Source organism: Nonomuraea sp. NPDC003707, assembly GCF_053587055.1.
In genome coordinates this window covers 133,808-144,931 of sequence record NZ_JBSFNK010000019.1, presented here as the reverse complement: position 1 = coordinate 144,931, position 11,124 = coordinate 133,808, and the positions used below count along the sequence as shown (strand labels likewise).

The following is an 11,124-nucleotide window of genomic DNA, read 5'->3' as shown; positions in this document are numbered from 1 at the left end:
TTCTTAGTGCCGTTTGATGACTACAATCCGCTGCACTGTTCAGCCATTTCGACATCCAAGGAGATCTCATGATCGAAACAACCGCGTGGGTGCTTCACCGCGGCCCGGACGACGCCATTGCAGGCGGCGTCGCCGGCGAACTCCGAATGGAGACGCTCCAACTGCCCGACCCCGTCGGCGACGAGGTGGTGGCCGAGCCTCTCTACGGCTGCTGGGAGGCGAACATGAGCCATGCGCTGGAGCGCAGCCCCGTCGACATCTGCCGGCAGCGCGGCGAGGACCGCATCGTCCTGGGCAACGCCGGAGTGGTCCTGGTCACCGACGTCGGCCCGGACGCCGTACGGGTGAAGCCGGGAGATATCTGCATGGTGGTCTGCGCCGGACGCACCGACCCCCACGGCTATATCGAGCTGGTCCACGGCTACGACATGCCGGGCTCGGTCGGCGTGCTGACCCAGCGCATGACCGTGTCGGAGCGGCTGCTCCAGCCGGTACCTCCCGCGGACACCGACCTGAGGCAGTGGGCGACGTATGCGAGGTACTGGACTGCCTGGGACAACTGGCAGGTGGCCAGAACGTGCTGGAGCAGCCAGGTCACGCCGAGCGAGCAGCCGGACGCGCTGGTCTTCGGGTGGGGCGGCGGCGTGACGTTCGCCCAGCTCACGCTGGCCCAGCGGGAGGGCTTCCGGGTCGCGATGACCGCCTCGACGCCCGAACGGCTGGAGATGCTGGCCAGAGCCGGCATCACCCCCGTGGACCGCAGGAACTTCCCCGACCTGGCCTACGACAGCGCTCGCTACCGCTCCGACCCCGACTACCGCGAGCGCTACCTGGCCTCGGAATCGACCTTCCTCGCCACGATCGCCGAGCTCAGCGACGGCCGCGGCGTGGCCGTCTTCAGCGACAACATCGGCGGCCCGCTGACCAGGGCGGCATTCAAGGCACTCGGCAGGCAAGGCGTGCTGACGACGGCGGGCTGGAAGCACGGCATGCGAATCTCCAGCGTGCGAGCGATCGAATGCATCACCCGGCACATCCACATCCACACGCATGCCTGCCGGGTCACCGAGATCCCCCGCGTCGTGGCCTACCAGGAGCGCACGGGGTGGCTGCCCGACCTCACCGGCGACCCGATCTACGACTTCGAGGACATCCCGCAGCTCGCCAAGGACTACGCCGCCGGCGACGTCACAAGTTACTTCCCCATTTTCCGAGTGAATGCGGACTAGCATTCTCCCAAAAAAGCTCCCGGCGGTCGCCGGGAGCTTTTTCATATCTTCGGATCAGCGGTCCAGGATGCTTGCCAGATAATTGGCCGGCTGCTCTCTCAGATAGGCCAGCAGAGAGCTGCGCGCCTCGTCCTTCTCAACGGCCGGCACGAGGTCCCGTCCCGACTGCCGCGCGTAATACTCCTCGCGCAGCACCGAGCAGAGCACCGCGTCGTGATATTCGCCGTCCACGAACAGATAATCGCGCAACAGCGCCTCCGGCGTCAGGTGCCCCTCGGTCACCAGCTCCATGAGGTGCTTGTTGTGCAGCCCGATTGTCATCTGCACGCGGTGGGCGTTCTTGGCATGGAAGAGGTAGTCCAGCAGGAGCAGCACGGCCTGGACCACGTTGTTGTCCCGCCACAGCTCGGGCCCGCCGATGCACATGTCGATCAGGTGGTTCTTGGCGTGCTCGATGGTGTGCCAGGTGAAGGCGCCGATCGCGGACCCGTCGCCGGCCTGCACCATCAGGCAGCTGACCCCTGGGCGGGCCAGGCTCTCCCTCGTCTCCCGTAGCGAGGTGAACGCGGTGATGCCCACGCCCTGCGTGTAAACCATGCCCTGGCTGTAGGCGCCTGTGGGAGCGAATGACCACTTGGCCAGGGACGCGTGGTCGCCTTCCGTGAGCTGCTGCAACCGTAGCTCGCCTTGAGCGTTGTCTGCCATGTTCATTCTTCCTTCCAACGATTCGTTCCGGCCGCCGCGCCCGCCGCGCCGGCGCTGTCGCCCGCCTGCCAGTGCTCGATCAGCTCGGCGTAGCGATCCGAGATGGCCAGCAGTTCCTCATGCCCGCCGATCACGGGCCCTTGTCCGTCCAGCACCAGGACCCGGTCGGCGCGCATCGCCGACGAGATCCGATGCGCTACCACCACGAGCGTGCCGGGCCTGGCGGACAGGGCGAGTTCCGCTCGTTCCTCGGCCGCCGGGTCCAGGTGGCAGGTGGCCTCGTCCAGCACGAGCACGCCGGCGCGCGACAGGTGGACCCGGGTCAGTGCCACGAGCTGCCGCTCGGCGGGGGACAGGATGAGGCCGCCCGGCCCGATCCGCGCATCCAGGCCGCCGGCCCGCTCGATCACCCGGTCCAGTCCCATCTCCAGCGCCGCCGCGTGGATCTCCTCGTCCGGGAGGTCGTGGCGCAGGTAGAGGAGGTTCTCCCGCAGCGTGCCCGCGAACAAGTACGCCTCCTGCGGGATGAGGGCGACGAGCTCGCGCACCTGCTTCAGCGGGGCCCGTGCGGGGTCGGCGCCGCCCAGCGTGACCCGCCCGGCGGTCGGCTTGACCAAGCCGGTCATCAGGTCGGCCAGCGTGGACTTGCCGACGCCGCTAGGGCCCACGATGGCCAGGTGTTCGCCCCACGGGACGGTCAGGTGGAGGCCGCGGACGATCGGCTCCCCGCTCTCGCCGTAGGCGAAGGTGACGCCCGCCAGGCGCAGGTCGAGCGGGTCCCGGGGGGCGGCCCCCGAGGCGGGCCCCGAGGCGGGCAGCGGCTCGGCCTCGGCCAGGTGGCGCAGGATGACCGACAGCCGTACGCCGGGCATCAGCACGCTGTTCACCAGCAGCCGCAGCGCCGGCTGGATGTTGACCGTCAGGTACGTGATTACTCCCAGGATCGTGCCCACGGTCAACCTCCCCTCCCGCAGGAGCGTGGGGGCGGCGAGGAGGACGAGCGCGATGGGGACGGTGCCACCGCAGGAGACGAGCAGGTCGCGGGCGGCGCCGAGCCGGCTCAGCCCGCGCGTCAGCGCCACATGCGTGGCGATGGCCCGGCTGGGGGCAGCCGCCGCCCGTTCCTCCGCGCCCAGGGAGACGATGTCACGCATGCCGGCCATCACCCGCTCGGTCGACTGTGCGATGCCCTCGTCAGCCCCCATGACCTCGGCCTGCCGGACCGCCAGGCGCCGTATGAGCAGGGCGAGCCCGCCGATCGTGAGCAGCAGCGGCACGGCGACGGGGAGGACCAGCCCGGGGGCGACGGACATCAGCCCGGCCACGGCGAAGACCACGCTGGTGACGACGTGCCGGGCGTTCAGGAGCAGCCCTGCGGCGACGTCGCGCGCCGCCTCCACGTGCTGGGTGATCTGCGCGACGGCCTTGGCATCCGCCCTGCGCGCCACCGCGCCAGCCCTGAGCAGCCCGGCTACCACCGAGGGCAGCAGCTCGTCGCGCAGCGGTTCGACGACGACGCCGAGCCAGAGCACGCAGCGCCTTGTCGCGACCGCGCCCAGGGCCATGACCAGCGCGTACGCGCCCAGCCAGGCAAGTCCCGTCCCCGGCCGCCCCGCGGCGAACCCGCGATCCACGGAGGCGGCGACGAACAGTCCCGACACCAGCGCCGGAACCCCCTCTACCGCCGACCAGACTGTCAGCGCCGCCAGCGCGCGGCGCTTGCCCCGCAGGGCTACCCGCACCGGCCGCCAGCTCATTCGCCCGCCTCCCCGGGAGCGGAAACCTCCCGCAGGGCGGAGGGCTCGCGGCAGCCGGGATCCGTCCGAAGGGAAACCTCCTCCTCCCGGTGCGCGAAGACCTCTCGGTAGGAGGGGTCCGCCCACAGGTGGAAGTGCGGGGCCAGGCCGCGCACCCGGCCGTCGTCCAGCCACACGACCAGGTCGGCCCGCGCCGCGGTCGCCCGCCGGTGCGAGACCACGATCCGGGTGTGGCCGGGCAGCGCGGTCGTCAGCGCCTCGGTGACGCGCGCTTCTGTCGCAGTGTCGAGGCTGGAGGTGGCGTCGTCGAGCACCAGCAGCCGGGGACGGCGGACCAGCGCGCGGGCCAGACCGATGCGCTGGATCTCCCCGCCGGACAGGCGCAGTTCATCGAGCCGGGTGTCGTATCCGGACGGCAGCCGGGCGAGCACGTCGTGCACGGCTGCCTCCGCCGCGGCCCGCCTGATGTCGTCGGCGCCGGCGTCGACGCCGTAGGCGATGGCCTCGGCGACGGTGTCACCGAGGAGAGCGGGCCGCTCGAACGCGCAGGCCACCGCCCGCCGCAGGTCCGCGGGGGCCAGCGTGGCGATCGGCGCGCCATCGAGCAGGGCCTCCCCATCGTCGGGGGCCCGCAGCCCGGCCACCACCTCCGCCAACGCGGACTTGCCCGCCCCCGACTGGCCGGCCAGGACGACCACCGAACCGGCGGGCACCCGCAGAGAGACGCCGTCCAGTACGACGTCGCCGTCGTCGCCCCGCACGGTCACCTCGCGCAGCGTGACGTCGCCGGGTCCCGAAGGCAGGGGCCGGGTGCCGGCGGACGGCGGTCGGATGGCCAGCACCTCCGCGGCGCGGGCCGCGCCCGCCCTGGCCCGCCCCAGGGCGGCGAGCTGGTAGCCCGTCTCGTAGAAACGCGTGCCGATGAGCAGGACATAACCCGCCGCAGCCAGGAACTGGCCGGGTGACAGCCCGCCCGCGGCGACCTCCAGCCCCGCCACGGCCAGCACCAGGACCTCGGCCGCGGCCTGCGCCACGACCGCTCGCCCGGCCAGCCTGCCAAGCGAGGTCCACCAGGCGCGGCCGTGCAGCGCCAGTGCGGGCAACGGCGTGAGCACCCGTTCCACCTCCCGCTCCACGGTTCCGGAGGCGGCGATGGTACGGATCCCGCGCACCGCGTCCACCAGCCGGGTTGACATCTCGCTCTGCACGCTCTGATAGCGGGCGATGTCCTCAGAGGTGTCGCGGACGAACGCCTGGATCAGCAGGACGCCGAGCACCAGGCACACGAACTGCACGATGGCGAGCTTGCCGTCGATGAGACCGAGCAGAATCACCCCGCCGACGGAGGTGGCCAGCCCGCCGACTACCGCGGTGACGGCGACGGTGGCGCCGCCCACGGCCGCGGCGTGACCGGTCAGCCTGCTCACCAGGTCACCGGCGGAGAACTGGCGCTGCCCGGCGACGCCCAGCGCGAGCAGCTGGGCGAGCAGCCGACGGCGCAGCCAGGCGGTGGTGCTCGCGGTGGCGTATCCGCTCAGCAGTTCCGTCAGGCTGCCGGCCAGCACCGAGAGGGCGGCCACCGCCGCCAGGAACCCGATCTGCGCGGTGATCCTGGCGCTGTGGCCGGACAGCACGGCGTCCACCGCGCCGCTCAGTGCCGCGGGCAGCCAGAGTGCGGCCACTACGGAGAGCGCCGCAACCACGACGAGCAGCATGCTCCACGGCCTGGTCAGCGCGGCCGCCAGCAGGCGGTCGCCACTCCCGAGACGTGCCATGTCCGTTCGCTCCCTCGGCTCGGCTGCCGGACTGTCCGGCAAGGGAACGGGCGCGGATCGGAGACAAAGCTGATCCGCGCCCGCTGTCAACTCCCAGATGCTCAGCAGCAGTTGCTGCTGCCGGCGCTGCTCGCCGCAGCAGGGGCCTCGAACTCAGGCTCCAGGTCCTGCAGGTCCAGAATCGTCATCGCACGTCACCTCCCTCCGGCTACTCGCCGTTCGACGTCATTCAGCAGCAGTTGCTGCTGGTGGCGCTGCTCGCCGCGGCCGGGGCCTCGAACTCGGGCTCCAGGTCCTGCAGGTCCAGAATCGTCATCACATGTCACCTCCCTCCGGCATCGGTGGTTTCGTACGTCGTTGTCGCGCTCCCCTCAAGGAAGGGCAGGAAAGGCGCGTTCGGATCGGTGGCCGCGGAGACGCAGAGCAGCACCCCCGCGGTGCCGTGAGCCAGGTCCATCGCCAGCCGGAAGTAACGCGGGAAGGCCAGGTGCCCGTGGAAGGACAGGGCGTGCCAGCCCAGCAGGCGCAGGTGCCGTCGCGATACCTCCAGCGAGCGCGGGTGCGTGCCTGGCACCCTGGCCAGCGCCGCGGCCAGGCCGGCCCGGCCGCGGAACAGGGGCGGTTCCACCACGTGCTCCGACCAGCAGGCGCGCAGAAGCGACGGCAGCCGGTCGGCGATCAACTCGTCCTCGCGGTGGCGCAGCACTTGATTGGCGGCAAGCGCGATCCCGGCGCTGCCATTCTCCACGTACGGCATCGACCGCGTTCCGCCGTCCACCTGCAGTGTGCCGTCGTCGCGCACGTGACACAGCGTCAGGTCGCGATGGATCGCCCGGACCGCCGCGTCGAGATGCACCGGGTCACCCGACCGCTCGTACAGCCGCACGAAGAACAGTGCCACGCCCGACCAGCCGCGCAGCAGCCCCGCGTCGGGTTCCTGCGCCAGCCCGGCGGCAGCGGTGCCGGCCAGGTGGGCCGGCATGTCCACGCCCTGCAGCTCACCCCGCTCCAGTGCTCGATGGAGCCGGTCGGCGACCTCGCCCGCCTGGTCCGCCAACGCGGCGTCGCCGGTGGCGTCGGCGAAGCGCAGAAGGTTGAGCCCGATCCCGGCCAATCCGTTGAACCAGGCGGCGCTGTGGACGGAGCCGGTCAGCGGCAGAGCCCGCTCCAGGAGTTCCAGGGCGGTGCCGCGGTGGCCAAGATGGTCCAGCACGTAAGCGATGCCGTGCATGCCGTCCCAGAACCCGGGACGGCCGGGCAGTCCGCGCGCCACGGCGTCGAGCAGCCACTCCTCCAGACGCGGCACCCTGCGTCCGGCCGCAGCCGACAGCGCCCACAGGGTCCCGGCGGCGCCGTAGGCGAAATTGGGCCCGTCATGCACGAACTGCTCGACGTCGCCAGGGAAGAGCCGGTCCCGTCTGCCGGGCGTGGCGCTCAGCTCGATCGCGTCGGCCATGGAGCGGCGGATCGCGGGCCAGTCGGGGTTGTCCACATCGAGCGAGACCTCCAGCGGGACGCTGTAGACCTCCTCCCGCTTGCGGTGCGCCCACGACGGCTCCTCGTGATCGTTCTCGGTGGCGGCCAGCTCGCGCGTGATCTGCTCGCCGTACCCGGCAGGCAGCCGGAAGCGTTCCTCGGCCCGCGCCATGTACGTCGTGATCTTGTTGGGGCGGATCGCCAGCATGAACGTGATCGGCATGAACAGCCAGCTGCGCAGGATCGCCAGAGCGTGCCGGTCCACGGCCAGCCCTGTCTTGGGGCGCACTGGGGCGAAGCCGGGGAAGCCCAGCGGGGGCCGGTAGCCGGCGTCGGAGGCGTCGGCCGCCAGCTCGAAGTCGACGAGCCCTACTCGCCCGTCCTCGTCGACCATCACGTTGTAGGGGTGCAGGTCGCCGTAGACCAAGCCCGCATCGTGCACGGTGGCCACCAGCTCCTCGATGCGGCCCAGCACGGCCATGGCCTCGTCGCGGTAGCGGTCGAGGTCGTCGTCGTCGGGCTCTGGATTGATGTAGGGGTAGCGCAGTGCCATCCAGGTGTAGAGGGCCGTTCCCGGCACGTTGTCCATGGCCAGGAACTCGTGCCCGGCGGTGGTGAACCGGTCGTGCAGGCGCGGGATGCCCGGGATACCGGCCAGCCGCTCCAGCGCCCACGCCTCGTGGCGCAGCCGTGCGACCGCGTCGCGTCCGTCGTCATCCCAGCCCGCATACGGCCTGGCCTCCTTGAGCACGACCCGTAACCCGTCGGACTCGCGGATGCCGCGGTAGATGCCGCCGCCGTTGGAGAAGTGCAGTGCCTTCTCCACCCGGTACGGGAAGTCCTCGGCCGCCGCGCGCCGCGTGGCCAGGTGCCCGGCCAGGAACGGCGGCACCTCGACCCACGGTGGCAGCACAAAGGACGGCTGGCGCCTGTCGGGCACCAGCAGGCCGTCAGGCCGGGCCAGCGCCTCGGCCAACTCGCCGTCGGCGGTCAGGCAGTGCCTGCGGGTGAAGGCGCCGTAGCGCACGTAGAGCGGCCCGTCCCCCCAGCGCAGGTCGCTGAGGATGTACGGCCCCGGCTCCCCGGCGAGCACCTCGGACAGCTCCTCCAGCAGTTTCTGCAGCTCCGTCACGCCGACCGGGTAGAGGGTAGCCAGCTTGCCACTCGACTGCCGGGGCGCCTGCTTGGAGTTGAGCGCGAACATCGTGCGCCGGTCGGGCAGCGTCTTGAACGCGATCCGCCGGGGCACGCAGTATGCCCACACCTCGCGTAGCACCCGCTCGGCGTTGTCGCGGCAGGCCGAGACGTGCACCTTCCAGCCCTGCTCAGGCATCGGGCGGTCGAGCGGGTGAAACTCGAGCCACAGGTCCCCGTCGACGCGCCGCCAGCCGGGCGGCGTCTTCCTGCGTGCGATCTCGAACGTTTCCTCGCCAGGGGGCCAGCGGGGCAACTCGTACCAGATGGGGTCGACGAACGTATAAAGCTGATTCCTGATCACGGCATGTGCTCCGGCGAGTTCACGGACCCGGCGCCGGCCGGTCCGGCCTGGTGGGGATCGGTCTATCAGGGTCGGCCGGCGTGGCCCAGGTAATCCCCGACCGCTTTGGAAATGAGAAGGGGTTCGGCGTGGAGTTTCCTGTGCAGCGCGGCGTAATTCGCCATCGCCCCGCGCCCGCCGAAGGGGCGGTTGCCGTGCTCCACGTCCAGCAGCGTGCATTCCACGGCGACGGTGTGCTTGGCGGCGAGCAGTTCGGTCACCTCGGTCCCGGCGCCGTAGACCATGGCGCCCATCGCGCGCTCCTCGAAGTACGGCGAGGTCAGGCAGTCGCGCAGCTGCTCCGGAGCCGAATAGCTGACCACGTTGAACACCGGGGCGAACAGCTCACTGACCGCGGGCCTGCCCTTCATCGTTCCCAGGATGACGGTCGGTTCGACAACGCCGGTCCGGAAGTCCACCCGGCCGCCGTGGACGATCCTCTCCTGGTTGCGGCGCAGGTACTCGGCGATGTGCTGCAACGCCGAGTCGTAGTACAGAGGGCCGTAGTCGGCCTGTGGGTCGACGTAGTCGCCGCACTTGAGCGAGGCCAGCCGGGCGCTGAGCTCGGCCACGAAGCCGTCGCGCACGGCCTGGTGAACCAGGAACACGTCGGGGGCGAAGCAATCCTGCCCGGAGTTGAGGAGACGGATTCTGATCGCGTCCTCGGCCGCCCGCTGTAGGTCCGCATGCTCGCCCACGACGAACGGGTTGATGCCCTGGCCGAAGAAGAGCATGAGCTGCTCCGGCCGTAGACAGGCCCGCACCTGCTCGGCGTTGCGGTAGGCCCCGGTGAACACCACCAAGTCGGCGGCGGCCACCGGCACCTGGACGAACTCCCGCTGGCTGGCGCCCGACAACTCGATCGGCAGCTGGTGCGCTGCCGCCAGCAGCTCGTGCAGGTCGCGGAACGGCTCGCGCACCACACTCGCGGGGCGGACCACGACCCGCTCGGTGTAGAGGGAGGGAAGCAGCAGGTAGAGCACGTACGAGTACAGCAGCACATTCGACGGCATGAACACGGTCAGCAGCCCCAGCTGCCTGGGCCGGTGCGCGCGCACCTCCTCGGCGGCGCCCGCCAAGGTCTCGATCGCCGAGCGGAGCTCCAACACGGCGGCCTTGTACGGAGAGATTCGCGTCAGCACGTCCAGCACCGGCTCCGGATGCTCCTCCAGGGTTCTTCTGACCGCGTCGAGCAGCGGCAGCCGCTCCGTCACCAGGGCATCCGCCCGTCTTTGCTTGATCAGTCCAATGGGCATGAGCTGCCTCTCCGCAGGCTGATTTCGAGGGGTTGTCCGTCCCGCCGGCGGGACAATCGGCGAGCGTGCCTTCCACGAGAGCCGCAGGCACCGACCGGTTCCGGAGCAGGGTTGCTTCGCATCGGCGCTCTCGCCGACGAACAAGCGCGGCTTCTCAGCAAAAGCCACCGAGCACCCGATTGGCAACCCCGTGGAGCTTTTTCAGATAATCGATTGGAAATGTTGACAAGGATGCAGATTGCGGCCACAGAATTGCCATATTCGGGTGGGCGCCCGCACTTCTGTCTTGTCCGCTTCAATGGCGGGACACGGAAACGGAGTTTTTCATGACAATGACCCAACAGGAATACCTGTCGATCCTGGCAGAGTGCGTCGAGGAGGTGGCCGGCGTGGCGGCCTCCGAGGTTCGGCCGGAGAAGTCCTTCACGGAGGACCTCGGCCTCGACTCGCTCGCCATGGTCGAAGTGTGTTTCGCCACCCAAGACAGCACCGGGGTCGAGATCCCGGATGAGGCGCTGGCCGATATCAAGACGGTCCAGGACTTCCTCGACTACGTCCAGCGCCGGTGACATCGATGCTGCGCAGGTTCGACGACTTCGACGTCCAGGTCGTGCCGAAGGCGGGGGACTTCATGCGCCCGCCGCGACGGGAGCAGCGGACCTGGCTGCTGCGGCGGGCGATCGACGAGTTCGCGGCGGACTTGTCGCATCTCAGCGCGTTGTCGGCCGACCTGGTCGCGGGGTCCGAGCGGCAGTCGCTACGCGCGGACTGGCACGACACCGGCGCCGACTACGACGGATCTCAGCTCAGCATCGACCGTCAGCAGGTGATGCAGGACTGGGAGCGCCCGCTGATGCGCACCCTGGCCCGGCAGGCCGCGGAGTCCCACGGTCACGTCCTGGAAGTGGGCTTCGGCATGGGCATCTCGGCCGGTTTCCTTCAGGAGGAGGGCGTCGCCTCGCACACGATCATCGAGGCGAACGACCAGGTGGCCGAGGAGTTCCTGCGCTGGCGGGCGGGGTTCCCCGACCGGGACATCAGGCTGGTGCGCGGCTATTGGCAGGACGTCATGGCCGACCTCGGCGAATTCGACGCCATTCTCTTCGACACCTATCCGACGACCAAGGCCGAGTTCTTCGCCCATGTCCTGCGCGGCGTCACCTACGCCGAGCACTTCTTCGAGCACGCGGCGGCCCATTTGCGGCCGGGGGGCGTGTTCACGTACTACACCGGCGAGATCGACTCGCTCAGCCGGCCGCACCAGCGGCGACTCCTGGAGCTGTTCGGCTCCGTCACCGTCGGAGTCGTCCGCGGGCTGCGCCCGCCGCCAGACTGCAATTATTGGTGGGCGGACAGCATGGCGACAGTTAGGGCAACAAAATAGCCTGA

Annotated in this window: 9 protein-coding genes; 3 read left to right on the top strand and 6 right to left on the bottom strand. The window is 70.1% G+C overall.

The window, feature by feature from the left end:
- The first annotated feature begins 68 nt into the window (after positions 1–68).
- Positions 69–1,229, top strand: a complete 1,161-nt coding sequence (locus tag ACWDRB_RS39270; RefSeq protein WP_449902549.1) for a hypothetical protein — start codon at positions 69–71, stop codon at positions 1,227–1,229.
- A gap of 54 nt (positions 1,230–1,283) precedes the next feature.
- Here the strand turns inward: ACWDRB_RS39270 and ACWDRB_RS39265 are convergent, their stop codons facing one another.
- The 6 genes from ACWDRB_RS39265 to ACWDRB_RS39240 form a co-directional block, all read right to left on the bottom strand.
- Positions 1,284–1,934, bottom strand: coding sequence for a GNAT family N-acetyltransferase (locus ACWDRB_RS39265; RefSeq protein ID WP_449902547.1), 651 nt, complete (start codon positions 1,932–1,934; stop codon positions 1,284–1,286).
- Positions 1,935–1,936: 2 nt separating this feature from the next.
- Complete coding sequence (locus ACWDRB_RS39260) at positions 1,937–3,691, bottom strand: ABC transporter ATP-binding protein (protein WP_449902545.1); 1,755 nt, start codon at positions 3,689–3,691, stop codon at positions 1,937–1,939.
- Positions 3,688–5,466 (bottom strand): ABC transporter ATP-binding protein, encoded by a 1,779-nt coding sequence (locus tag ACWDRB_RS39255; RefSeq protein ID WP_449902543.1) that lies wholly within the window; start codon positions 5,464–5,466, stop codon positions 3,688–3,690. The genes ACWDRB_RS39260 and ACWDRB_RS39255 overlap by 4 nt, the downstream gene beginning before the upstream one ends.
- A 229-nt stretch (positions 5,467–5,695) precedes the next feature.
- Complete coding sequence (locus ACWDRB_RS39250; RefSeq protein ID WP_449902659.1) at positions 5,696–5,782, bottom strand: class III lanthipeptide; 87 nt, start codon at positions 5,780–5,782, stop codon at positions 5,696–5,698.
- Between the two features lie 6 nt (positions 5,783–5,788).
- The gene (lanKC, locus tag ACWDRB_RS39245; protein WP_449902540.1) at positions 5,789–8,440 is read right to left on the bottom strand and encodes a class III lanthionine synthetase LanKC; all 2,652 of its coding nucleotides are present in this window, start codon (positions 8,438–8,440) and stop codon (positions 5,789–5,791) included.
- A gap of 65 nt (positions 8,441–8,505) precedes the next feature.
- Entirely contained in the window at positions 8,506–9,735 is a 1,230-nt protein-coding gene (locus tag ACWDRB_RS39240; protein WP_449902538.1) for an aldehyde dehydrogenase family protein, read from the bottom strand.
- A gap of 326 nt (positions 9,736–10,061) precedes the next feature.
- Between ACWDRB_RS39240 and ACWDRB_RS39235 the strand changes: the two genes are divergently transcribed.
- Positions 10,062–10,304: an acyl carrier protein gene (locus ACWDRB_RS39235; protein ID WP_449902536.1), complete on the top strand. Its 243-nt coding sequence runs from the start codon at positions 10,062–10,064 to the stop codon at positions 10,302–10,304.
- 5 nt (positions 10,305–10,309) lie between these two features.
- Positions 10,310–11,119: a class I SAM-dependent methyltransferase gene (locus ACWDRB_RS39230; RefSeq protein WP_449902533.1), complete on the top strand. Its 810-nt coding sequence runs from the start codon at positions 10,310–10,312 to the stop codon at positions 11,117–11,119.
- Positions 11,120–11,124: the final 5 nt, after the last annotated feature.